Consider the following 25,080-nt stretch of genomic DNA (forward strand, 5'->3'; position numbering starts at 1 on the left):
GTGGAGGAGGTCCTCGTCCGAGTGGTTGGCATCCAGGTGGAGTTGGTCGGCGCGGCCCGGATTCTCGGTGTCCGTGAGAGTGATCGTCTCGGGGTGATCGGAGTCGGCGATCAGGTTGAGGTTGATGTGGAGCTGGTCGCCCGAACTGGGCAGCGCGAGACCGGAGTTGAGGTGCGTGTCCAGGAGACCCGTGATGCGCTCGTTGAGCTGTTGGGTGAGGTCCGGGTTCGCGGTGGTGACCGGGAGGTTGAGCGTGTAGTCCCGTATCCACTGACCGTTGGGCGCCTGGATACGACGGATGTTGGTCCGGACGAGAGTCGTCGCGCCGCTGAGGGCCCCGGGGCGGGGCGAGTTGGACTGGTCCGCGTGCGGATCGAACCGCTCCGTGGAGTGAACAGCGGGACGGGCATGCGGACGCAAGCCGTGCCAGGTGTCCTTGGGAGCGGGATCGGCGACACGGGACGCAGGCAGGTCGTCATCGGCGTCACGGGTCGGCGCGGGACGGTAACGGCCGTTCGGCTGAACGCTGTTGGCGTCCCCGGGGCCCCTGGGCGCCGGCGCCGGGGTGATGGTCGTCGGGTCGACGGTGAGCGGGCCGGCGTCGGTGGCGTTGTAGTGGTTCAGGCCCGTGTAGTGGACCTCCAGGACCCGGGTGGCGGTGGGCGAGCCGACGCGGGTGACGCTGCCGCGGCCGGTCGACGGGTCCGGCCGCAGTACCTCGACGGCCACGTCCAGGGTGTCCGCCAGCAGCGGGAGGAACAACTCGCCCTGGTTGCTCTCGTATGCCGTGGACCAGTTCTGGACGGCGTTGAGCGCGTGGGCCAGTTCGGCGTCGGTGAACTGTGCGTCGCTGACGGTGTAACCGTGCCCGAGCAGCCTGCGGAGCTGGTCGTCGGTGAGGCGGTCCAGCGTGGGCAGCTGGTCGGTGTCGCGCAGGTACGCGAACATGTCGCGAACGCTGGGCTGCGCCGGGCCGGTCGCCTCGTTACCGGTCAGCGCCTCGATGTAGAGCGTGTCGAGATCGTCCCGCTCCAACTGGTCCGGCTCTGTCACCCCTGTGATGCCGTACTCGCCGAGGCTCGCCAGGAGTTCGGGCTGGTTCATGGTCGCGGTGCGCCCCTGGAACCAGCCCGCAAGCGTCTGCCGTACCTGGCCCACCACCTCGTGCGGCAACGGGCGTTCGCTGCGCGCGGTGAGCAGTCGGTCCTCGGCGAGGATGCGCAGTTGGTCGGCCGCGAGCATCAGGTGGTGGCCGGCCCGGGGCATCGGGGTGCCCGGCCGCCACCGGGTGAACTGGGCCAGCCCGGCACGGACTTGATTCGGGTCGCCCAGCCAGGCATAGGTCTCCGGAGCCTGGGTCCGCAGTTGGGGCAACCGGTCGCGGACCCGCGCCGGGTCGGTGCCGATGAACGTGTAGAGGATGCATCGGCCGTCACCGCGTGTCGGCACCAAATTGCCTCGCGGCGCCCGCACTTGGAAGGCGGCGGGCTGGGGTGCGGTGAGGTTGGGGGCCGTCGGGTCGGATGAAGTGGGGTCGGGCGACGTGTCGTTGGTGTCGTCCTGTGCAGGGGCCTTGCCCTTGCCCTTGGCTTCAGTCTTGGCCTTGGCTTCGTCCGTCTCGTCCTGGGTGAGGGGCGCCGCGTCCGTGTCCGTGTCCGCCGGTGCGCCGTGCAGGTCGGTGGACGTGGTGGTGGTGTTACCGACCAGGGCGTCGAACGCGCTGTCCTGGGCGGAGGTCGTGCCGGGGTCTCCGGACGTGCTGCCTTGGTCCCCGCCGGTGGTGTCGTTGCCGCCGGTCGCTGGGGTGTCCTTCGGCGGGACGAGAGACGTCGGATCGGGAGTGGTCAGTTCGGTGTTCGCGTCCGAACCGTCGTCTCCCCCTGAATCCTCGTCCCCCGAATCCTCGTTCCCGGTGGTCGAGTTGTCGCTCTCGGAGATGCTGTCGTCGCCCGGGAGCGGGGTGTTGTCGGTGGAGGGACCCGCCGTGCGGGGGCGGCCCGAGCCAGGCCGGCGCGGGCTGACCGAAGCCAGCGTCGTGCGTGATGTGGGCAGCGTCGAGGGGCCGGCGGCCAGCACCGGGCCGGTCGCGCCGGACAGCGCGGTCTCCGCCGACGCCCGGCGGGCCGCGGCGTCGTCGCGCCTGCCGAGGGCGTTGCCGATCCGGGCGTCGATCTCGCCGAGCGTCTGCGCCGCCCGCCCATGGTTCTCAAGCGCGTCCTCGTGGACCAGGGCCGCGTCCTCGGCATGCCCGCGAGCCGTGTCGGCGTCCGAACGCCGGGTGCCGGCCGTGGCCTTGGCGCCCGGGAGTTGCGCCCGCGCCTCGTCCAGGGCCGCCACGTCACGGTCCAGGCCGGCCTGCGTGTCCTGGAGCGCGGCACGGTCCCGCTCAAGCCCGGCCCGCACCCCGCCGAGATCGGCGTCCAACTTGCCGACCTGGGCGGTGACTTCGTCGATCTGCTGGGTGAGACGGGGGTCTACGGCGGGGGCGGGGGCGGTGGTGTCGTCCCCGACCGGCGGTCCTCCGACCGTGTCCGGCGCGGGTTCCACGACCGTGTCCGGCGCGGGTTCCACGACCGTGTCCGGCGCGACGGTGCCCGACGTGATCGGGCCCGGCGTCTCCGAGTCCTGCGGGACCGTACCCGGCGTCGCGCTCTCGACCGTCGTAGCGCCATCCGTGCCGGACGGGCCCGGCACCGGAGCGTTCTCCGTGTCGCCGGAGCCGGAGGCCTTTGTCGTCGAGGCCGCGGCGGCGCGGGCCGTGAGGTCGGCCAGTTGGCGGCGGGCGGTCTTGATCTGGGCGCTGAGACGCAGCTCCTGGCGCTCGCCCTCCGAGACCGCGTCGGTGAGCGGGCCGATCGCGCGGCGGGCCCCGGAGATCCCGCCGGTCAGGGTCTTCTCGCGGTTGACGAGGTCATCGAGGTCCTGTTCGGCCCGGTCCGCCTCCTGCTCGGCGGTGGTCGCGGCCGTGTCGGTCCGGTGAGCCTCGTTCGCCGCGTCCGTCAGCGCGGTGACCGCCTCGTTCAGGGCGTCCTGCGCGTCGGGCCGCGACTCCCGCTGCTCGTGTTCGTCGTTGAGCGCGGTGGCGTGGTCGTCCTCGGCCTGGTCGAACGCGGCGGCGGCGCGCTCGAAGTTCGCCCATGCCTGGTCCAGGGACGCGACACCGGTGGTGGAACCCGGCGCCGTATTGCCTGTGCCCGGTGCCACATCCCCCGTACCCGGCCTCCCCGTCGGCGGCGCCGTCAGCGTGCCGTCCGGGTCGAAGGACCAGATGCGCAGGCCCTCCGGGCCCCGGGTGACCAGTTCCACCGGGCGTCCGTTGTCCCGGGCCGCCCGCGACGCCGCGTAGAGGGCCAGGGTCAGGCGGGAGCCGTCCGGGTCGGGGCCGGTGGCCACCCAGAGCTGGAAGCCGTCGTCGGTGAGGTCGACGCCCGCGTTCAGGTTGTTCCGTACGTCCCGCAACCGGGTCGTCGCCCAGTCCTGCGGTGCGGTGCCGGTGCCCTCGGTGAGCAGGGCCGGGAGGTCGTAGACCTGGGGCACCGGATTGGGCTCGGTGATGCCGTGGCCGAGGGCGTCGCGCTCCTCGATGCGGATCGTGGCCGTACCGGTGACATGGCGTACGCCCTCGGGGCCGGTGACCTCGATGTGGACGTCGGCCTGCACCTCGTAGCTGCGGGTGCCGCGGCCCTCGGCGGGCAGGCTGGTGCTGCCGGTCTTGAGCCAGTCGCGGCGGCCGCCGGAGACTCCGCTACCGAAGTTGCTTGCGTCCACGGGCCGTTGGAGCACCGGCGGGGTCGCGCCGAGGAGGTTGCGGTCGGGGTCGTCGGCGCTCATGACGAACGGCAGCGACAGCCCGGTGGTGGTGTCGCCGCCGGAGACCGTGCTGCTGCTCTGCGTGCTGATCCGCAGCCGGTCGAGGGTCACGTCGCCGCCGTCGGTGACCGCCCTCGGCCGGTACAACGAGACGGTGAGGGTGGGCCGTTGGTCCGGGGCGTTCCGCAACGGGAACGCGCCCGGCATCGACTCCAGCATGCCGCCGACCTGACGGGGCGTGTCCAGCGACAGCGTGCCGGCCTGGATGAGTTCGCCGAGCCGTACCGACGCGTTCTCGTCGGAGGCCGAGGCCGGTACGGAACGCCAACCGCTCCCGGTGTCCGGGGCCACCTGGTCGAGGGCCGTGTACAGCTGGCTCCAGGCGTCGAAGCCGTAGACCGGGACGGAGCCGGTCGGGTGGAACAGGTCCGCGTCCCGCAACGCGGGTTGTGTGCCGGACAGTTGGCGGGGGTCGACGCGGGACAGCGAAGGCGGCGGGGGCGCGGGCAGCGGGGGTCGGGTGCTGTCGGTCTCGCTGCCGGTGAAGCGCAGGCTCACCTGGGCCGGTACCCGGACCTGGCCGCCGAGTTCGCCGGAGAGGGTGCGGCTGAGCCAGGAGCGGGTTTGCGCGTCGGCGTCGTCCCAGGCGATGACCCCGCGCTGCACCAGCGCGCCCAGCACGTTGGGCGGCCAGTCGGTGACCAGGGTGGAGCGGACGGTGGCGACCAACTCGTAGTCCAGGCCGTCGAAGTCGGCGGCGCTGTCGGTGCGCAGCCAGAACCGGTCCTCGGCCGTGCGCCCCTGCTTGTCGACCTTGCTGGACGAGGAGACCACAGTGGCGGAGGGGCCGAGCCGGTCCGTACGGTCGTCGGTGTCGGGGCGGCTGAACCGGGCCGTCGGGTTGCCGGTGAGACGGTGCGTCCGGCCCACCGAGGAGGAGAGCGAACGCCCCTCCGCCGTGTGCGAACCCCACTGCTCGATACCGGACTTGTCGCCCGGCACGGCGGTGCCCCGCACCGCGCCCCGGTCCGCGGCGGTGCTCGTGGGGCGGGCCGAGAACGTCACCTCGACCAGGGCCGCGCCGCCGAACCGGTGGTGCCGGAAGCTGAACCTCGTCTGTCCGCCGCCGCGCCCGATCAGCGCCCGCTTCCCGGCGACACCCGTGTTGTCGGCGATCAGCGCGGCGACACCGGGCAGGTAGGAGGCGTGACCGGGGGTGGTCGCACCGGGGGCGTAGCGGTCCACCAACTGCCGTACGTCGTTGTGGAATCGGGAGCGCTGCTCGATCTGCGGGGTCGCCGTCGGGCCCGTTCCCTGGTCGGAGAACTCGGTGACCGAGTTGACCGCGGCCAGGCCGAGGGTGCCGTCGTGGATGTACCGGTCCGGCAGGGACGGGCTCGTCAGATCGGCCGTCGACGGGTCGGACGGGCGGTCGGGCAGGGCGCCCATCCACCGTCCGTCGCGCCGCAGTTGACTCTCCGTCATCAGGAACTGGAGCCCGCGCGGCACGTCCACGGCGAGCGTGACGGTCTCCCCCGGCCCGAAACCGAGCGAGTTGGCGACCACGTTGCGATGCCCGGACCGTACGGTGATCAGGTAGGTGACGTCGGCCGTGACCCGGTGCTGGAGGCCCGACTGGGTGGGCGTCCGGTTGGTGCCGGTGCCGCTGATGAGGGTGTCGGACTTGTCACTCTTGCGGTCGTACTGGTAGCGCCCGGACGGGTTGAAGCGGGACGGCGTGGGTGCCGGGGAGCCGGCGGGCTGCGAACTCACGGTGGAACTCGGCGGGTTGTTCTGCGTCGCCGAGCCGCCCACCCCGAACTGGTGCGTTTTTCCAAGGCCCTTGAGCTGCTGCGCCGAGTCGGCGGCGGAGATGCCGGTCTCCAGGTACTGGTTCACGCTCTGCGTCAGCCGGGGCGTGTGGGCGACGGCCTCGATCTCGATCGCGAGCTGCCCGTCGGCACCGAGTCCGGGGAGCGTCAGCCCCTCCACCACGTAGGTGCCGCTGAAGATCTGGTGCCCCCGGCCGACCAGCGAACCGGGCGAGAGCGCGGTGGTACGGGACTCGGCGCTCACCGTGGTGGTGTCGGCGAACGGACTCCCGACCAGCGAACTGCTCAGGAACCCGGTGAAGCCGTCCACCAGCCGGGCGACGCGGCCGGGAGGGACGGCCGGATCGTCACCGGCGTCGTTGGCGTCTCCGGCGTTGTTGTCATCACCGGTGTTGGCGTCACCGTCGTGGGTGTCGACGCCAACACCCGTGACGATCCGCCGGAAGGCGTCCTGAAGCGCCCCCGAACCGCGCACCACGTCGATCAGGGCGTCGTCCGGGACGCGGACCACGTCCGGGTGCGGCGCGCCGGTGGCCGGGTCCGTCATGGCCAGGCGGTCCCTGTCCTCCGGCCTGACCTGCCGTACGGTGTACGGCTCACCGTCCGGCGCGGGCTCCGCGTCGGCCAGGGTCCGCTCGTGCGGTACGGCCAGCCGGATCGTGCCCGCGACTCCCCTCTCGTGGGGGGCCTGAAGACCCAACTCCAGGTCGGCCTGGCCCTGTTGGGCGGGCGGCGGCACCTCGCCGAACCGGGACACGGGTTCCTGGCCCGACCCCTCGTACAGGTCGAGTGTGAGGCGGGCCGGTACCCCGAACTCGTGGGTGTCCTGCCCGGTGCCGATGAAGAACTGGTCGTGGCCGAGCGTGGTGCCGGTGGTGTTGCCGAGCGAGGCCTGGCCGACGTACTGGTAGTCGCCGGTGCCGCTCAGGGTCCACGCACCACCGTGCGGCGTGGGCACGGTGAGCCCGCCGCCGAACCCGGCGCCCAGGCTGTAGGTGTTGCCGAGCCGGGCGGTGCCGCCGCCCGCCGCCTGCGCCAGGCCCATGACCTGGATGTTGGGCAGCACCGTGCGGTGCTCCACCGGCCGGCTCGGGTCGCGCCGCGCGCCCAGTTCGAGCCGTACCCGGCGCCGCCCCGTCACCGAGGGGATCTCCAGGAACAGCGAGTGGCCGCCGTCCACCATGGAGTCCGTCGCCGCGCGCAGCCCGAGCGGGGAGCGCAGCTCCTGCAGCCGCCGCAGATTGTTCAACTGGGCCTGCACCAGCGTCTCGTCGGGCAGTCGGCTCCGGCGCGGGGCGTCCGCCGGCGGTGGCAGGAAGCCGTGGTCCCGGAGCCAGGTCTCCGCGTCCTCGAACAGCGGCTCCGCGTCGTTCTCGTCCACCCCGAGCGGCGCGGTGGACTGCCCGATCGACTCCAGCGTCTCCAACTCGTGCGGCAGCACGCGCAGTTCGTCCGGGCTCGGTTCGTGCCCCGCCGCGTCCTCGGCGCTGAGCACCCGCAGATCGAGAGCGTGGGTCCAAGTACCGGGCGTATACGTGGAGGTGGAGCCGTCGGGCCGGATCAGGGTGAGGGTGTACTCGACGTCCGCCTCGGTCAGCAGATGGCTGCGGTTGGTGCGCACCGCGTGCATGGTGCCCGCGAGGGCGCTGGTGCCGAACACGTTCTGCGCCGCGAGACCGGCGGTGCCCTTGCCGTTGACGGTGCCGCCGATGCCGTGGGAGGCGTTCGGGTGCCCCGCGCGCGGGTCGTTCGTGAAGGTCGGACCGACGCTGCCGGTGAAGGTCACCCCGCTGTTGAACGTCGTGTTCTGGTCGTTCTTGACCGAGTTGACGACGTGGCTTTCCAGGTTGATCTTCTTGTCGAGGCTCTTGGCCACCGGGGTGGTGCCCCGGACCGTCGCGTCCAGCCGCATCATGCCGACCGCACGCCCGCGCGCGTCGGTGAGCACCGGCGAGTACAGCCCGCCCTCGACCTGCATCGGCAACGTGCCCCGCAGTATCGGTTCGCCCAGGAAGTCCGCGAGTTGGACCGACGACGTGTCGTCCAGGTCGTCGCGGAAGTTCTCCGCGGCCCCCTCGTACAGCCGCCGCGGATTCAGCACCGAGTCCACGCCGTAGATCGGCAGTTGCCTGATGTCGGCGGGGGCGGGCAGTTCCTGACCGGGATCGGTGTCGGCGTCCACGAGGTGCTGCGGGAACCAGATGGTGACCGACCCGTGCTGCTCGGCCGGACTCCAGTCGCGCGCGGGATCGGGGTTCGCGACGACAACAGCCGTATCCGTCACGCCTGTTGTATCGGTCGTATCCGTTGTATCGGTCGTATCCGCTACGTCCGTGCCCGGGGCCGGCGCGTCCACGCGCACCTGCCAGTTGTCTGTGAAGTCGTAGGCCCGGGAGGGCTCGTTGCTGCGCTGGGCGCTGGTGGTCTGCACGATCTGGGTGACGGTGGTCGAACCGTCCGCCTGGTTGTGGGTGATGGTCGCGCCCAGCGCGATGTCCACCCCGCGGACCGGACCCGCCGCCGTGATCGGTACCGAACCCGTCCACGGCACCGGAATCGTCGAGAACGTGCCGGACGGCTGCGCGGAGACGATCTCCCGGGTGCCCTGCCCGCGCCGCTCCACGTGCTTGTCGGGATCGCTCGCGTCGAGCGCGCCCTGCCGTACGGACGGCCGCTTGTTGTCGAGCGACAGCCGTACGTCCACGTCCCGGTCGACGCCGTCGACGTCCAGGACGATCCGGTGACCGCCGAGACTGCGCAGATACGGCAGGTTCAGCGCCATCTGCTCCGCCGACAGCACGTCCCGGAGCTGCGCGAGCACGGGGTCGTCCGGTCCCGGAGCGGGCCTGCCGAGCGCCGTGAGCACCTGGCGGTGCAGCCCGTCGACCACGTCCGGCGCGAACGGCTCCACGTGCACGAGTCCCAACTGCCCGTCGTGCCGCCGCCCGTAGCCACCGAGGTAGGAGGTACGGCGTCCGCCGCCGGCCACCACTTCGGTCGGCTCGGTAGTGTCGCCCTCCGGGGAGGTCAGGGTGATGTCCGGAACCGGCACGACCGCGAGGACGGTCTCGGTCTCCGTCTCCGTCTCCGCCGGGTCGATGTCCACCGTGTCCGTGTCGTGGGACACCGTCAGGGGCGTGGACGTGGTGGCCACCGGGGTCGGTGCGGTGTCGGCCTGATCGACCTGATCGACGGTGGGGGTGAGCGGGGCGGGCGGGTCCGCGCCCGGCGCGCCCGCGAGCGATCCCCGAGGGCCGGTGCCACGCCGGCCGTCCCCGGCACCCCGGTGGTCGTCCGCGGGATCGCCGACCAGGGTGCCGATCAGCGCGAGGTGACGGGGCCTCAGCCCACCCGGCTGGTACGCCGGGTCCGACGCGGGCGTGAACCGCGTGGGGTCGCCCATCAGGCTGGCCGTACCGCCACGGTGCGGAGCCGCCGAGTCGAAGCCGCTCTCGTCGCGCAGCCCGAGCTGGTGGCCGACCTCGTGGGCCAGGTCGGAGTCGGAGATGTCGGCCGGCCACGAGTGATGAGTCGCCGGAGTCCCGTCCGTCGGGTCGGTGAGAGTGACGTCGAGGTGCGCCGTCTCGCCAGGAGCGGCCGGCACGACGGTGACGTGCAACAGGCTCCCGTCCCCCAGCCGGTGGCCCGGGGCGTTGAAGACCCGCTGCACACCGTCCGTCAGCCGCTGTTGAACGCCGTCGACCTGCGGCCCCAGGCGCGGGTTGCCGGTGAGCCGGTAGGTGACGGTGAGATCGGTGACCGGCCCACCGTCGTGGGTGAAACGCCGTACGGCGAACCCGGCCCGCACGACGTACTGGGTGCGCGTGCCGTCCGCCCCGAGCGGCCGGGAGACCGGATCGACCCAGGTGTGGCTGCGCTCCGAGGGCGTCACCCCGGCCCGCGCGTCCGCGTAACTCCCGGGCTCCGGCGCGGTGTTGGGCGTCTCGGAGGGGGTGAGCACTACGGGCTCGGGGATGGGCGTGGGCGTGCTGTCGGGTGTGGGCGTGCTGTCCGGTGCGGGGCTGGACGAGAGGTCCGAGGATGTGTGGACGGGGGCCGGTGTCGGCGCCGGGGTGGCAGTACCGGAGTGGGACGGCTGGGTCGTCTCCGGCGCGGGAGTCGTGTCCGGTGTCGAACTGGTCGTAGGCGGCGCGCTGTTGCTGGTGGTGGCGACGGGGGTGGGCAGGTCGGTGCCGGTGTGCGTGTCGCTCGGGGTGGGGAGGGGGGCGGGATCGGTGTTCGTGTTGGTGCTGGTGTTGCTGTCGGTCCCGGTGTTCGTATCGATGTTGCTGTCGGCGCCGGAATCTGAGTGGGAGGTGTCGGTGCCCTCCGTGCTCGTGGTGTCCGTGCCGTTGGACGTCGTGTCCTCCGGGCGCCCCGTTGTCGTGGTGCGCGGGTTGCCGCCGCTGTGCGAGGGCGTACCGGAACCGGACGTCGAGTTGCCCGTGTTCGTCCCGCTCGAAGCGGGGACACCGGACCCGGTCGTGCCCGTGCCCGTACTCGTGGTCGGCGGCACGACGGTGGTGTCGGACCCGCTCGTGACCGGAACGTCTGCTGAGGGCGCCGGAGTTGAGGTGTCCGAGGTGGTCGAGGTGTCCGAGGTGGTCGAGGTGTCCGAGGTGGTCGAGGTGTCCGAGGTGTCGTTCTGCTGACCGGTCCCCTGCGCCTCGTCGGTGCCGTCCGTCTGCTGACCGTCACCGGTGTTGTGCGGCTGCTGCTGAACCGTCCGCACGGGCGCCGGAGCTCCCGAGCCGGTGGTGTGCGGGCTGCCGCCGGTGTCCGAGGTGTCGCTCTGCTGACCGGTCCCCTGCGCCTCGTCGGTACCGTCCATCTGCTGACCGTCACCGGTGTTGTGCGGCTGCTGTTGAACCGTCCGCACGGGCGCCGGAGTTCCCGAGCCGGTGGTGTGCGGGCTGCCGCCGGTGTCCGAGGTGTCGCTCTGCTGACCGGTCCCCTGCGCCTCGTCGGTGCCGCTTGTGTCGACCTGTTCCGGCGACCTCGTGGGCGTATTGCTCGTGGGCGTACTGCTCGTGGGCGAGTTACTCGTCGGTGTATGGCTCGTAGGCGTACCCGACGACGAGTTGCCCCCACCGGACGTGCCCGTCGTCCCGTGCGGGACGTTGCTCTGGAGGTCTCCCCCGTCGACCTTCACGTCGTCGAAGTGGGTGTCGGTGGACTCGGTCGGCGGGGTGTTCGTGGACGTGCGCTGGGGGGTGGTGCTGGTCGACGAACTGCCGTTGTTCGAGGACGTGTTGACGGGGCCGGGGCCCGACGTGGTCGTCGAGTTGTCGTCGGACGTGGACGAGTTGGACGACGGGCCGTTCGTCGAGGAGTCCGAGTTGAAGTCGGTGTTGGAGCTGGAATCGGTGGTGGAGTCGTCCGGGATGTCCGCCGTGCCGAGGGTGTTCACCGGTGGCGGGGTGGTGAAGTTGAACTTGTTGCCGATCGCGCCCGCGCCCTGGCCCAGGTGGCGTTCGCTCATCGCGCTGAGGCCGCTGCCGAGGAAGGTGTTCAGAGGGTCGATGGGGAAGCCGAAGATGGACGCCGTGGCGATCTCGCCGAGTGTCTCCGCGCCGCCCTCGGTGATGAAGTGCTCGAAGTCCTCGCCGAGTTCGTGCTTCACCTTGTCGCCGAAGGTCTTCGGCTTCGGCGTGGGCGTGGGCGTCGGAGTCGGGGTCGGCGTGAGGTGCGGGGTCGGCGTGAGGTGCGGGGTCGGCGTCGGGGTGGGCGTGGTCTTCGGGTTCGGGGTCGGCGTCGGCTTCGGGTTCGGCTTGGTGTTGACGTCGGGGTTGTCGAACTTGTGGTTGTCGAACTTCTTCCCGTTGCCGCTGATGTCCTTGAACGGGTTGTGCGTGTTGAAGATGTTCTTGAAGTTGTTCTTCAGGCCCTTGCCGAGGTCCGAGAGCAAGCCGTGGAACAGGCCGGTGAACGCGCCGAAGACACCGTCCTGGATGATCTGCGACCAGTCGAACCCGTTGGGCCGGCGGCCCTTGGGCGCGCCCAGCATCATGGCCAGCCGTACCGCGAAGGTCGTGAACGCCTCTTCGATCGCCTCGGTGACGCTGGGCATCAGATGCGTCTTCTTCATCAGCCATTCCATCAGCGTGAGAATGGCGACCCGGCTGCGGGCCTTCGCCACCGCGGCCTGGCTGGAGGCGGAACCTCCGGTGAAGGCGGACAGCACCGCGATGACCAGCAACTCGATGAGCAGCCGGACCAGTTCGGCGATGATCTGCCACTTCGACTCCATGATGTCCATGGAGGACTTGGTGCGGGACTGCCCGATGCCGTCGAGCTGGTCGGCGAAGTCCCGCAGGTAGTTGACGCCGCCGCTGTCGAGGAACATGTGCATCGCCCGCACATAGTTGTTCCCGACCTGCGGCGGCAGCGCGCGCCCGACCCCACCGGTGGTCTGCTCGATCAGGTCCGAGAGGTCACGCATACGCCGGCCCAGCCGCTGGTACGGCTTGCCGTTGGCGAAGGCCATGTCCTCGTCGGCCTGGAGGAACTTCTCGCCGATGAGCACGAACATGAGGTTGTTCAGCTGGGGCGACGCGTGGATGGTCATCAGGGGCGATCCGCTGCGTCAGTGCTTTCCGCCGTGCGAACCACCGTCGGTGTCGCCCGTGTTGATGTTCGAGTCGTGGATGGCGTCGAGTGCGCCGCTCTGGGTGCCCAGCACGCTCTTCAGGTTGGTGAGGGTGCCGTCGCCGACGCTGACGATCGCCTCGGACAGGGACGAGCCGGTCTTGATGGAGCCCTCCCGTTGTTCCTTCTCCTGCGGCAGCATCTGCTTGGCGTAGCTGTCGTCGTGTCCGGGCCAGCCGGAGGTGGACGACACGTCCGTGATGAACTCGTTGATCATCTCATTGGCCAGCCGGCTGATCTGCTCGATCTGCCGGGTGCCGGCGACGAGCGCGGGCGGGCTTGCGGAGTAGGCGTTCGACGACATCGTCTTCTCAGTCCTCCGGGTCTTCGCTGATCTCGTCGCGGAGCCGGCCGGCCCCGCGCCGTCGGCCGCCCTTGGGGCCCTCCAGGACACCGGGCCCGAAGATCTTGTTCCAGTCCACGTCGAAGCCGGTGATCTCGGGTGCCTCGGGGTTGGCCTTGGTGAAGGGTTCGAAGGTGGCCATGACGTGCCGGGCCATCCGCGCCCGTGCCTCCTGCACCGCCTCCAGCACGCTCGCGGCGAGCTGGCCCGCGGGCATCGTGCGGTACTTGTCGTCCAGGAAGGTCAGCGCGCGCAGGTCTCCCTGCGCGGTGACGGTCACCTCGACCGCGCGGTCCGCCGAGCGCACCGTGCTCTCCGCGTGGGCGAGTTCGCCCTCCGCGCGCGCCACCGCGGCCTCGGTGGCCTCCAGTTCGGCCACCGCCTTGGCCAGCCGCTGCTCGATCGACTCGCTGCTCATCGGCCGATCACCGCCGGCGAACCGCCCTCGTCCGTGCCCCAGACGTCCTCGTCCTCGGTGAGCCACGCCTCGCGGGTGCGGTCGCCGCTCTCCGTGGAGCGGCCGTCCTGGCCGGCGCCACCGGGCGCGCCGCCCACCGGGTACGGGGCGCTGGACGTGGTGGGCCGGGTGTACACGACGTCCTCGTCCTCGTCGACGGACGCGGCCCGGTTGCCCCGGCCGCGCCGGGTGGCGCTGTTGGACGGGTCGGTGAGGACGGCCCGGGTGCGCTCGCTGGGGCCGCCCTGGCCACCGCCGCCGCCACCGCCCATACCGCCGCCGCCCATGCCTCCCATGCCGCCCATCCCCATCGGGTTGAGCGGGGTGCCGCTCGACGCCTGTGCCGAGGTGGACGCGTCGAGAGCGGCGGTGTCGAGGGCGTCGGAGCGCAGCGCGCCGCCGGTGTAGGGGGTGCTGTCGTAGTCGTCGTAGCCGCCGTCGAGGCCCGAATCCAGGCCGCCGCCGGACGTGTTGAGCCCACCGCTGCTGAGGCCACCGCTGTTGAGGCCGGTCGTGTTCAGGCCGCTCGTGTCGAGGCTGTTGCCGTTGTTCAGCCCGCTCGTGTCGAGGCCACTCGTGTCGAGACCGCTGGTGTTGAGCCCGCTGGTGTCGATCGAGGACGAGGGGAGGCCGGTGCCGTCGATGTCGGTGGTGGTCGTGTGGCCCGAGGGGTCGGTGTCGGTGACCTGGCCGGTGTCCGGGTTGAGCGTCTCGGTGGAGCCGTCCGGGAACTTCGTGGTCAGCGTGCCGTTGTCGTTCAGCTGGGCCGTCGAGCCGTCCGGGGTGGTGAAGGAGCCGTCGGTCGGGTTGAGCGTCGACGTGCTGACGGTGCCGTCCGGGTTCGTGGTGGTGACCTGGCCGGTGTCCGGGTTGAGGGTCTGGCTCGTGCCGTCCGGGAACTTGGTGGTGAGGGTGCCGTCGTCGTTCAGCGTGGTGGTCGAGCCGTCCGGGTTGGTGATGGTGCTGCCCGGGTTGAGCTGCGAGACCGAGGTGGTGCCGTCCGGGTTGGTGGTGGTGACGAGGCCGGTCGACGGGTCGATGGTCTGGGTGGAGCCGTCCGGGAACGTCGTGGTGAGGCTGCCGTCGCCGTTGAGCTGGGTGCTGCCCCCGGTCGGGGAGTTGAGCGCGGTCGAGCCGCTCTTGGTGGGGTCGTTGCCGTTGTTCAGGAGCGACGGGCCGAGGGTGTTCAGCGCGGTGTTGGCGAGGTTGCTCAGGTCGTTGCCGTTCGAACCGTCGTTGTTCAGCAGGCTGTTGCTGTTGAGGTCGTCGAGCCCGCTGCCGACGTTGTTCAGGCTGTTGCCGAGATCGTCGTTCAGGTTGTTGAGGCTCGAATTCAGGCCGTCACCAATGTTGTTGAGGCTGTCGTTCAGGTTGGTGTTGAGGTTCGTGCCGAGGTTGTTGAGGCCGTCACCGATGTTGTTCAGGTTGTCGTTCAGGCCGTCGTTGAGGTTGTTGAGGTTGTCCCCGAGGTTGTTGAGGTTGTCGTTCAGGTTGTCGTTGAGATTGTTGAAGTTGTCGTCGAGGTTGTTGAGGTTGTCGCCGAGGTTGTTGAGGTTGTCGTTGAGCTTGTCGTTGTTCTTCTTCGCCTCGTCCTCGGCGATCTCGTTCTCCTCCTTCTGGAGGACCTCGGAGAGTGTCTCGTTGTTCTTGTTCGTGATCTCGTTGTCGAAGGCGTCCTGCACGTCGGCCCAGGCGTTCTTCACGGCGCTGAGCGCGTCGATGGACGGCTGCTTGAGCTTGGAGTCCGCGTGGTCCGACCAGCTCTTGACGGCGGCGTCGGCGACCTTCGACCAGGTGGTGTGCTGGGTGAGGTCGCCGTACTCGGGGACGCTCTGCTTGAAGTTGGCGTCGGTGGAGTAGGAGGTGTAGTCGCCGCCTCCGTACTCGCTGTACGTGGACTGCGTCGACGACAGCACGTGGTTGATGTTGTTGTTGATGACCCACTGACTGATCTCGTCGAGGATCTTCTTCACGTGGTAGTGCGGGTCGTGCTGGCCGTCCGAGGCCCAGTCGTTCCACGCGGCCTGCAGCGCGGTGACCGCGTCCTTCAGGGCCAGTTGCGCGGCGGCCAGCGCGTCGCTCAGCTTCGACTTCGGGACGTAGCCGCCGAGCGTGCTGTTGGTCGCCGTGTAGTCGCTGCCGCCCAACTGCGAGACGTAGCCGTCGTAGTTGGTCTTCAGCTCGTCCAGGAGATGCCAGAAGAGGCTGGCCGCCTTTCCCTTCCAGGCCGCCTGGTCCTCGCCGAGCGAGGTCATCCACTGGTTCACGATGTCCGAGTGGTCCTTGAAGAACTGCACCACCCGGTCGAAGGACTGCCCGGTGTTCTCGAAGGAGAGCATGTCGACGGCGTTGTCGTCGATGACCGACAGTCCGCTGTACTCGAAGCCCTGCGTCGTGTACGGCGACGCCAGCAGGTGGTCGAGGACCAGCTTGCTGCCCGAGATGTACTGGGCCATCGGCCCCGAGTCCCACTGGACGTGCGAGTACGAGCCCTCGAACTCGCCGCCGCCGGTGACCTCGCCGCCGCCCCAGAGCGTGGCGCGGCCGTTCTCGTCGACGGTGACGCCGATCATCACGATCCGGGCCTTCTTCATGCTCACGCTGTCGTGCGCGCCGTCCCCGCCGGCGTCGTAGAAGGCCAGGTCGTAGTCCTCGCCCTTGTTGACCTGCCAGCCGCCGATCGCCGAGTAGTCGGCCTCGGTCACCGACCGCATGTCGATGCCCTGGATGTCCATCCGGAACAGCTTGAGGTCGGCGAAGTCGTCGCTGTTCGAGCTGCTGAGCTTGGTGAACAGGCTCGACCGGGTCGGGATCGTGTAGCCGGTGAAGTCGGTGACGGCCTGGGCGAAGTAGTCGTCCGGGTCGTAGTTGGCGGTCCCGGGGGAAGGAGTGCTGTCGGCCATGGGGCGGAACTCCGCTGCTGGGGAGGTGGGGGCGAGGACGGAGGGAGAGCGGGGTGCGGGGCCCGCGGCTCAGCGGGAGCCTGCGGGCCGCGCACCTGCCTCAGGAGTTGCCGGAGTCGCTGCCGCCGCTCATGTCGCCGTCGACGGTGTCGAAGATGTCCAGCAGCTTCTCGCCGTCGATCGAGTCGAGGCTGTCGCCCTGTGTCTTCAGCAGGGTGGTGATCGTCTCGTCCAGCGCGTCGTCGATGTCGTCGAAGAGCGTCTTCTGGTTCGTGAGGATCTTGTCCAGCGCGGTCGCCTGGTCCTTGAGCGCCGTCACGAGCGTGGACCCGCCGACCGGGTCCTTGCTGTCGCCGCCGTTCATCAGGCCGATCCGCAGAATCTTGGCGAGGCCCGCGGCCGAGCCGGCACCGGTCTCCGCGATCAGGTTCTTCAGGGACCGGACGCCTGCGTTGTCCTTGCGGATGGCCACCAGATCACTGATGAAGTCGGCGACGTCGTTGTTCTTGAAGTTCTTCAGCGCGGTCGAGTCGAGGTGGGTCAGATCTGCCATGGGTGCCTCCGCGGGCGGAACGCGCCGACCCTGGCGTACGGCGCGGCGACGGAACGGGAAGGAGCCTGGACCGCACCGACCACGAGGAGACCGGTCGGTGCGGTGGGGCCGGCCGGCTCAGCGGCCGATGGTGACCTCGGACCACATCTGACTGAGCGAGTTCTCGCTGTACTTGTAGCCGTCCGAGATCTCGTTGAGGAGCTGCGAGTGCGAGGTGAGCAGCGTCTCCATGTTCTGCACCGCGCCGTCCCAGGCCGCCTGCTTCTGGCGGTAGGTGTCGGCGTCGTTGCCGTACCAGGTCTTGGACAGCTCGCCGAGTTCCTGCTCAAGGCTGGACAGCGTCTGGGCGATCGCCTTGGTCTGCGCCACCATGTCGTCCGCGGCGTTCGACATGTGGTTGTAGCTGACGTAGATGACACCGTCGGTCAGGTTGTCTGCCACAGCTTGCCTCTCTTACGCGATGTGGGGATCGGACGTGACCGCGAGGTCACGGGGAAGCGGGGCGTCGGTCAGCCGGCCAGCTGGTCGAAGGCCGACTGCGCCGCGTTGTACGCCTGGTTGATGGAGTCGTTCGAGGAACCCTGGGTCTTGTTGTGTTCCACGAGGCTCTGGTTCAGCCGGTCGATGACGTCCTCGAGGTTCTTGAGGATGACGTTGCACTGGTCGTCCCACTGGGTGAGCAGCTGGCCGTACTGACCGCCGTCGCTGCCCTGGTAGCCGCTGCCCAGAGTGGAACGGGTGCCGTCGACGTCCTGACGGATCTTCACGATGCCGCTGAAGGCGCTCTCCAGGGCCTGGATTCCGTTCCGGGTCGAACCTTCGCTTGACTGCTGGCCGTCTCCTGCCATCGTCCCACCTTTCGTAAGTCGATCTAAGGTACGAGTGCAACTGAGCCTAGATTGACGGAAGTTGCGCTGACAACGAACTGAGGAAGATCTGAGGTTGCCGACCGGTTCCATTCAAAGGCTTTTACCGGTAGGCAACTTGACCGGAACACGCGCTTCCGCGGACGGCGGTTCTGGGGCGAACCCGGTTTGGCGTGAACACGATCTCCATCGGCGTGAATGCGTCAGCTCGCCGCTCCCGAGGCCGAGTTCACGGCCGGGTCCGCCTTCGAGTCGGGGTTCGCGTTCGAGCCCGACGGCGGTACGGCGGCGGAACCGGAACCGCCCGCCGGGACCTGCCCGGCGACCGCGGGCAGGCCAGCCTCGATCCCGGACCGTCCGCCGACGCCGTCTCCCGTGCCGCACTGCGCCGCCGCGCCGCCCGCGGCTCCGCCCACCGAGCCCGAGTCCGACGACGCCGCCCGGGCGCTGAGTTCGGGCCCGGTCGGCAGCATCGACAGCAGCGTGGACGGCACCCGTACCGGTGTCGCCCCGCCGTAGCCGAGGGCGGCGAGCGCGTTGGCGTCCGGGATGCGGTACTTCACACCGTCGTCGCCGACCAGGAACGTGGTGTCGCCGACGGTCTCACCGGCCGCCCCCAACGCCCGTACCAGCGTGCCGTGTCCGGGCCGCGTCACGATCTGGTCCACCGTCACGCAGGCCGCGGTCAGCGCCGTCGGGTCCGCCTGTGCCGCCGGGGACAGCGCGGTCTCCGCGACCTGTACCGAGGTCACCCGCACCTGCCCGTCGGCCGGGTCGACCTGGGCGCACACCGACTCCCCCGCCGCCGGCGCCAGCGCGCTCGGCGGAGTGTCCGGGAGCCCGGCGACCGACGGGTCCGTGCCGGCCGACCCCGGTGCCTGATGGGCCCGCAGGTCGGAGACGTCGATGGTGGCGACGTTCGGCGCCCCTCCGTCGTAGGCCTCCTTGCGGGTGCCCGGATCGCCGAGCAGCAGCGCCGACTGGGTGTCCGTCACCGGGTGCAGGCCGTCCTTCTGCAGGAGGTACTCCTGGTTGCCGGAGCCCGCCACCACGCGGAACACCTGCCCGATCCGGGTGGCCCGGCCGCCGAGCTCGGGCCCGGTCGTGCCGCGGCCGTCGACCTTCGGGGTGGCCAGCTCGGGGCCGGTCACCAGGGCGTCCAGGAAGGCGGCCGACACCGGGCGGGGTGTCACAGGCGCGTAGCCGAGGGACTCCGCGGCGCCCGAGTCCTCGTCCAGCTCAAGGCGGCTGCCCTGCCACACCAGGTACATGTGTTTGTCGGGGCCCTTCACCACCAGCGCCGACTTCACGCCGACCGGGTCCGTCTCCACCGGGGCGCCCGGTACGAGGGTCGTCCGGAGGCCGGAGCCCGTCGAGCAGACCTCCCACGGCGAGGACTCCAGATCGCCGGTGCCCGGCACGGAGTCGGGGGCGCCGGTGATCCCGACCGGCCTGCCGACCGGGGTGCCCGCGAGCGACTTCGAGCCGACCGACGTGGTCTTCAGGTCGGCGCCGCCGATCAGCACGGCCGACGCGTAGTTGCGCACCGGGCGCAGCCTGCCGTCGGCGTACAGGTAGCGGGCGCCGGTGTCCTTGTTGACGATCAAGGTGTCGCTGCTCCGCCAGGCGTCGTTGCCGCCGGGCCTGAGCAGCCCGAACACCAGCGCTCCCGCGCTGAACAGCACGGCGACGATCAGGCCGACCAGTGCGCCCCGGCTGGTACGGCCCAGTGGGCTCTCCGGTGCGTCCGGGTCGGCCAGCAGCATGCCCGAGGTCAGGCGGCCCATCATGAACGTGTGCGCTTGCACCTGGTCGCGCTTCGACCGCACGCTTTCCTCCTGCTCGGTCGTTCAGGTTCTGGTCGGGTCGGCCCTCGCGGGCGGTCAGCCGAAAATGCCGCGGAGGGTGCCGAAGACGCCCAGCAGCCACAGGGTCAGCGGCAAAAGTGCGATCGCCAGGAGGGAGTGCAGGATCTCCGCCGCGCGCCCCCAGTACGGGACCAGGCGCCGTCCCGGTACGGTCCACACCGCGACCGTGAGCGCCGCCGCCACCGCGAGCAGGCCCACGACCAGCAGCGTCCGCCCGGAGCCGGACAGCCGCAGCCCCCAGCCGAACGCCAGCAGCAGCAGACCCCACGCGCCCGGCAGCACCAGCACCAGCCGCTGCGCGGTGTTCACCAGACCCCGGCCGTGCAGGAGCAGCAGCAGCGACAGGACCAGCGCGACCAGCAGCGCCGGGAGGCTCGGGCGGCGGGCCAGCGCCACCAGGCAGGCCGACGAGAGCACGCCCGTCGCGCCGTAGAGCGCGGTCATCCACTCGCCGGCCAGCTCGGTGCGCACGGCCACGTCGTTGCCCCGGTAGGGGTCGATGCCCTCCTGCAGCTGTTCCGCGTTGGTGGGCAGGGCGGGCATGCGCATCCCCGCGAACTTGAACGACAGCGCGGGCACCAGACCGCCGAGCAGCACCGTGAGCGCGGCGACCACACCGGCCGCGCCCGCCACGCGTACGTCGAACACCGTCATCAGGGCGCCGCCCACCGCTGTCGCGAGCGCCACCAGCGCCGACGCCAGGAACAGCGGGGTGCGGGCCGCGGAGGCCGCGAGGGCGAGGACCGCGCCGCCCGCCCAGGCCGCCGCCGCCCCCAACAGACGTGCCCCCAGCACCTGGTGGGCCTGTGGACCGCTCAGCTCACCGCCCGGCACCAGCCAGCCCGCGAGCGCGAGTGCCGGGGAGGCGAGCAGGCCGAGGACCGTGCCGGTCATCGGGTCGTCGACCGCCCGGCTCGCCGAGGCGGCGCCGGCCAGGAGCAGCAGACCGGCGCCTACGGCGGTGGCCGCGCGCAGCGACGCCGGAGCGCCCGGCAGGGCCAGCAGGACCAGCCCGGCCAGTACCGCGGCCGCGACCAGGCCGCGCAGCAGTCGCCGGGCCGCCTCGGGGCTCCAGCCGTGCAGCCGGTCCCGGGTGACCGCGGCGATGCCGTCGACCAGATCGTCCAGCCGTACCTCGGGCAACGCCTCGGTGCGCGGGCGGAGATGGAGCGCCTCGCCGTCGGTCAGCCCGAGCGAGGCGAGGGTCGCCTCGTCGTCGAGCGGCCGGCCGCCGAGGCGCTGGAGTACCCAGCCGTCGTGTTCGAGACCGGTCTCCTCGGCCTCCTCCCCCGCGTACCGCAGCACGGTGGGCAGCAGGTCGGCGACGGGCACGTCGGACGGCACGGCGAGGTCGATGGTGCGGGCCGGGGCGCGCACGGTCAGATGGCACAGGCCGGTCACGGAAGTGTCGGTCATACCGGGGCTCACGTCTCCTGGACATCGAAACGGGGGCACGCGGCGCGGCGTGCGGGGTGGGGGGAACTAAGGGAAACAGCGTGCCGGTGAAGCAGGGGGTGACATGGACGTACAGAGTTGACGGGGTGCACACTACTGACACTCCCTACGACTCGTGTCAACGGGAGTCCCCACCAACGGTGTTGACAGCGTCCTCCACCGTGCCCGTGCCGAGGCCTGATCCGGTGCACGCCCCCCACGTACCGCCGCGGTGCGCGAAGTCCGTTAGGAGCCCCAAGCGTTGAGCGTGGTCCTGTTCCGTCGTCCGGCCCGCCGTCGCGGACCCGACATGCCCGCCGGCGAGTTGGTCCTCCAGGAGCCGCCGACCCTCATGGAGACCGTCCCGGACACGTCCGCGGTGTGGACGTATCTGCCGATGGCGATGATGTCGGTCTCGATGATGATGCTGTTCCTGCGGTCGGGCGGGCAGTCCAGCGGTGTCTTCATGTACATCGCGCTCGGCATGATGGTGATGGCCGCCGGCGCGATGATGATCGGTCAGGTCATGCGCAAGGCCGGCGACCGCAAGCAGCGGCTGCGCGGCGAACGCCGTGACTATCTGCGCTACTTGGCGCAGAGCCGCCGTACCGTGCAGCGTGCCGTGGTCGAGCAGCAGCTCGCCCTCGCCTGGCGGCATCCCGAGCCCAAGGCCCTGCGCACCATGGTCCGCACCACGCGGCTGTGGGAGCGCCGGGTCAAGGACGACGACTTCGGCGAGGTGCGGATAGCGGTCGGCGACCAGCAGCTCGCGATGCGGCTGACTCCGGTCTCCAGCAAGCCGGTCGAGGACCTGGAGCCGCTGTGCGCGCACGCCCTGCGCCGCTTCATCCGCGCCTACAGCACCGTTCCCGGCCAGCCCATCGCGCTGTATCTGCGGTCCTGGTCACGGGTGTTGGTGCACGGCGACCACGACGCCGCCCGCGGGATGCTGCGCGCCGCGCTGTCCCAACTGGCCCTGTTCCACCCGCCGGAGGAGCTGTGGATCGCGGTCTGCGCCGGTGACGAGGTGCGCGCCGAGTGGGAGTGGGTGAAGTGGCTGCCGCACAACCAGCACCCCCAGGAGACCGACGGCGCCGGTCCGTTGCGCATGGTGGCCTCCGCCTTCACCGATCTGGAGGACCAGCTCGGCAGCGAGTTCTCCGAGCGGCCCGCGTTCGACCCCGACGCCGTGCCCGGCCGTGACGAGCCGCTGGTGGTGGTCGTGGTGGACGGCGCGGGCATCCCGGCGGGACACCGCTTCGACGGGCCCGGTTACCGCAACGCCGTCGTCCTCGACCTCTCCGACAGCCTCACCTGGCGGCCCGGCCGCACCACCCTGCGTCTCGACGTCGCCCCGGACGCGGTCTCCCTGGTCCGCACCGACCGCAGCCGCAAGGAACAGGCCACCGTCCTGGGCCGCCCCGACCGGGTCGGTCCGGTCGCCGCCGAGGCGCTGGCCCGGCTGATCGCGCCGTACCGGATGAGTCTCACCTCGGACGCGGTCGAACCGCTCTCGAACGACACGGAGTTGACCACGCTGCTCGGCATCGCCGACCTGCACCGGCTCGACCCCGACACGCTGTGGCGGCGGCACACCGGCTCCGGCCGGCTGCGCGTCCCGGTCGCGGTCGGTGCGGACGGCCGGCCCGTGGAGCTGGACATCAAGGAGTCCGCGCAGGGCGGCATGGGGCCGCACGGCATGCTGATCGGCGCCACCGGCTCCGGCAAGTCCGAACTGCTGCGTACCCTCGTCCTCGGTCTCGCGCTCACCAACTCCTCCGAGACCCTCAACTTCGTCCTCGTGGACTTCAAGGGCGGCGCGACCTTCCTCGGTCTGGACGAACTCCCGCACACCTCCGCCGTCATCACCAACCTCGCCGACGAGGCCGCCCTGGTGGAGCGCATGCAGGACGCGCTGCACGGTGAACTGATCCGCCGCCAGGAGCTGCTCCGGTCCGCGGGCAACTACACGTCTGCGCTGGAGTACGAGAAGGCACGGGCCGGCGGAACCGATCTCGCCCCGCTGCCCAGCCTGTTCGTGGTCGTCGACGAGTTCAGCGAACTCCTCGCCTCGCACCGGGAGTTCATGGAGCTGTTCGTGATGATCGGCCGCCTCGGCCGGTCCCTGGGCGTGCATCTGCTGCTCGCCTCGCAGCGCCTCGACGAGGGCCGTATGCACCAGTTGGAGTCGCACCTGTCGTACCGGATCGGTCTGCGCACGTTCTCCGCGATGGAGTCGCGGGGTGTCCTCGGTGTCCCCGACGCGTACGAACTGCCCTCGCAGCCCGGCAGCGGCTACCTCAAGTCCGGTATCGAGGCCCTCACCCGGTTCCGCGCCGCCTATGTCTCGGGGCCCTACCGCAGGCGCGGCGGTGCCGTCGCGCAGGCCCGGGTCGCCACCCAGGTGGTGCCCTGGTCGACCGGGTACATCGTGCCGCGCGCTCCCGCGCCGGCCGCGATCGTGCCGGAGCCCGAGGCGGAGGAGACCGCCGAGAGCCTGCTGGCGGTGGCGCTGGACCGGCTGCGTGACTCCGGGCCGCCCGCGCACCGGGTGTGGCTGCCGCCGCTGGACACCGCGTCCCCGCTCGACGTGCTGCTCGGCGGTCTCGGCGAGGACCCGGACCGCGGTCTGACCGCGTCCCGCTGGACGGGCGCCGGGAAGCTGCGGGTTCCGGTCGGTCTGGTCGACAAGCCGTTCGACCAGCGCCGTGACCCGCTCGTGGTGGACCTCGCCGGGGCCGGCGGCCATGTCGCCGTCGCGGGCGGTTCGCAGAGCGGCAAGTCGACGGTGCTGCGCAGCCTCATCATGGCGCTCGCGCTCACCCACACCCCGCGCGAAGTACAGTTCTACTGCCTCGACTTCGGCGGCGGCACGCTCTCCCAGCTCACCGGGCTGCCGCACGTCGGCGGGGTCGCGGCCCGCCTCGACACCGAGCGGATCAGCCGTACGGTCGCCGAGGTCACCGCCGTCCTCACCCAGCGCGAGCAGTTCTTCCTCGACAACGGCATCGACTCGATGTCCACCTACCGGCGCCGCCGGGCGGCCGGAGAGTTCCCCGACGAACCGCACGGCGATGTCTTCCTGGTGATCGACGGCTGGTCGGCGGTCCGGCAGACCTTCGACCAGTTCATCCCCACGTTCAACCAGATCGCGACCAGCGGCCTCAACTACGGCATCCACCTGATCGTCGCGACCGCCCGCTGGCTGGAACTCACCGCTCCGGTCCGCGACCAGTCCGCGACCCGGCTCGAACTCCGGCTCGGCGACACGATGGACTCGGTCGTGGACATCCGCAAGGCGAGCGCCGTGCCCCAGATCCCGGGCCGGGGTCTCACCGTCGAGACCAAGCTGCACTTCCTGTCCGCGCTGCCCCGGGGCGACGGTTCCACCGACCCGGAGACGCTCAGCGAGGGCGTCGCGGACCTGGTCGACCGGATCGCCTCGGCCTGGCACGGGCCGCGCGCCCCGCAGGTCCGGATGCTGCCGCACCGGCTGCCCGCGGCCGACCTGTCCGAGCCCGAACTCGGCGACGGACTCAGCCTCAAGATCGCGCTCGGCCAGGACGAGGAGACCCTCGGCACCGTCTGGCACGACTTCTCCCGCACCCCGCACCTGGTCGCCGTCGGCGACACGGAGAGCGGCAAGACCAACCTCCTGCGGCTGGTCGCGGACTCCGTCGTCGCCCGCTACACCCCCGCCGAGGCCCGCATCCTCGTCGTCGACTACCGCCGCGGCCTGGTCGACGCGGTCCCCGAGGAGTACCGCCTCGGCCACGCGGTCGCCCTGGAAGCCCTCAAGCAACTGGTCGGCGGCTCCGCGAAGGCTCTGCGCACCCGCGTGCCCGGCCAGGAGATCACCCCGGCCCGCATGCGGCAGGCCGACTGGTGGACGGGCCCCCGTCTGTTCGTCCTCGTCGACGACTACGACATGGTCGGCGGCGGCACGGTCATGGACCACCCCTTCGCCCCGCTCTTCGAACACCTCGCCCTGGGCCACGAGTTGGGCCTCCACGTGGTCGTCGCCCGCTCGGCCACGGGCGCGGGTCGCGGCCTGAACGACCAGCTCCTGCGCCGCATGGACGAGGTCAACACCCCGGGCATCCTGATGTCCTGCTCCCCGTCCGAGGGCTACGTCTTCGGCAACGTCAAACCCCGCGTCCTCCCCCCGGGCCGAGCGCTCCACATCGTCCGCCGCAAGCCGTCCCTCATCCAGACGGCACTGGCGGCGGGAGCCGAGGAGTAAGGCGCCGACGCCGAACGGAACGGCCCCGGGCGACAGTACGTCGCCCGGCGCCGATCCGGTTAACACTGTGCGAGGTCCCCCGCCGTCAGTTCTCCGAGGTACCCTGGGCACCGGGGCCCACCG

General features: G+C 70.9%; 10 protein-coding genes (1 of these 10 running past the window's edge). 1 reads left to right on the plus strand and 9 read right to left on the minus strand.

Annotated elements, in window-relative coordinates; genetic code table 11:
* The 9 genes from ACFWP5_RS27675 to eccD all read right to left on the minus strand — a co-directional run.
* Positions 1-12,210: part of a hypothetical protein coding region (locus tag ACFWP5_RS27675; RefSeq protein WP_384162035.1), annotated on the minus strand (this coding region is incomplete at its 3' end). 24,796 nt of the annotated region lie to the left of the window's left edge; the window shows 12,210 of its 37,006 annotated nt.
* An 18-nt stretch (positions 12,211-12,228) separates the two neighbouring features.
* A complete protein-coding gene (locus ACFWP5_RS27680; protein ID WP_384162038.1) occupies positions 12,229-12,594 on the minus strand; it encodes a hypothetical protein in 366 nt (121 codons plus the stop codon).
* Between the two features lie 7 nt (positions 12,595-12,601).
* On the minus strand, positions 12,602-13,051 hold the full coding sequence (locus ACFWP5_RS27685; RefSeq protein WP_384162041.1) for a YbaB/EbfC family nucleoid-associated protein: 450 nt from the start codon (positions 13,049-13,051) through the stop codon (positions 12,602-12,604).
* On the minus strand, positions 13,048-15,993 hold the full coding sequence (locus tag ACFWP5_RS27690; RefSeq protein ID WP_384162044.1) for an AAWKG family protein: 2,946 nt from the start codon (positions 15,991-15,993) through the stop codon (positions 13,048-13,050). Before ACFWP5_RS27690 ends, ACFWP5_RS27685 begins: the two co-directional genes overlap by 4 nt.
* 100 nt (positions 15,994-16,093) lie before the next feature.
* Positions 16,094-16,546: a type VII secretion system-associated protein gene (locus tag ACFWP5_RS27695; protein WP_384162047.1), complete on the minus strand. Its 453-nt coding sequence runs from the start codon at positions 16,544-16,546 to the stop codon at positions 16,094-16,096.
* A gap of 117 nt (positions 16,547-16,663) precedes the next feature.
* Complete coding sequence (locus tag ACFWP5_RS27700; RefSeq protein ID WP_384162050.1) at positions 16,664-16,987, minus strand: WXG100 family type VII secretion target; 324 nt, start codon at positions 16,985-16,987, stop codon at positions 16,664-16,666.
* Positions 16,988-17,055: 68 nt separating this feature from the next.
* Positions 17,056-17,394 (minus strand): hypothetical protein, encoded by a 339-nt coding sequence (locus tag ACFWP5_RS27705; protein WP_384162053.1) that lies wholly within the window; start codon positions 17,392-17,394, stop codon positions 17,056-17,058.
* A gap of 221 nt (positions 17,395-17,615) precedes the next feature.
* The gene (gene eccB, locus ACFWP5_RS27710; protein ID WP_384162055.1) at positions 17,616-19,241 is read right to left on the minus strand and encodes a type VII secretion protein EccB; all 1,626 of its coding nucleotides are present in this window, start codon (positions 19,239-19,241) and stop codon (positions 17,616-17,618) included.
* A gap of 54 nt (positions 19,242-19,295) precedes the next feature.
* The gene (gene eccD / locus ACFWP5_RS27715; RefSeq protein ID WP_384162058.1) at positions 19,296-20,696 is read right to left on the minus strand and encodes a type VII secretion integral membrane protein EccD; all 1,401 of its coding nucleotides are present in this window, start codon (positions 20,694-20,696) and stop codon (positions 19,296-19,298) included.
* Positions 20,697-21,024: 328 nt separating this feature from the next.
* On the opposite strand from eccD, the gene eccCa reads away from it, so the two are divergent.
* On the plus strand, positions 21,025-24,957 hold the full coding sequence (eccCa, locus tag ACFWP5_RS27720) for a type VII secretion protein EccCa (RefSeq protein ID WP_384162061.1): 3,933 nt from the start codon (positions 21,025-21,027) through the stop codon (positions 24,955-24,957).
* The last annotated feature ends 123 nt before the right edge of the window (positions 24,958-25,080 follow it).

Origin of the sequence: Streptomyces sp. NPDC058469 (genome assembly GCF_042721125.1) — a bacterium.
Taxonomy (GTDB): domain Bacteria; phylum Actinomycetota; class Actinomycetes; order Streptomycetales; family Streptomycetaceae; genus Streptomyces.

Coding starts and splice junctions, on each gene's coding strand:
- ACFWP5_RS27685 (WP_384162041.1), bottom strand. CDS start 13,051: ATGAGCAGCGAGTCGATCGAGCAGCGGCTGGCCAAGGCGGTGGCCGAA.
- ACFWP5_RS27695 (WP_384162047.1), bottom strand. CDS start 16,546: ATGGCAGATCTGACCCACCTCGACTCGACCGCGCTGAAGAACTTCAAG.
- ACFWP5_RS27690 (WP_384162044.1), bottom strand. CDS start 15,993: ATGGCCGACAGCACTCCTTCCCCCGGGACCGCCAACTACGACCCGGAC.
- eccD (WP_384162058.1), bottom strand. CDS start 20,696: ATGACCGACACTTCCGTGACCGGCCTGTGCCATCTGACCGTGCGCGCC.
- ACFWP5_RS27680 (WP_384162038.1), bottom strand. CDS start 12,594: ATGTCGTCGAACGCCTACTCCGCAAGCCCGCCCGCGCTCGTCGCCGGC.
- ACFWP5_RS27705 (WP_384162053.1), bottom strand. CDS start 17,394: ATGGCAGGAGACGGCCAGCAGTCAAGCGAAGGTTCGACCCGGAACGGA.
- eccCa (WP_384162061.1), top strand. CDS start 21,025: ATGCCCGCCGGCGAGTTGGTCCTCCAGGAGCCGCCGACCCTCATGGAG.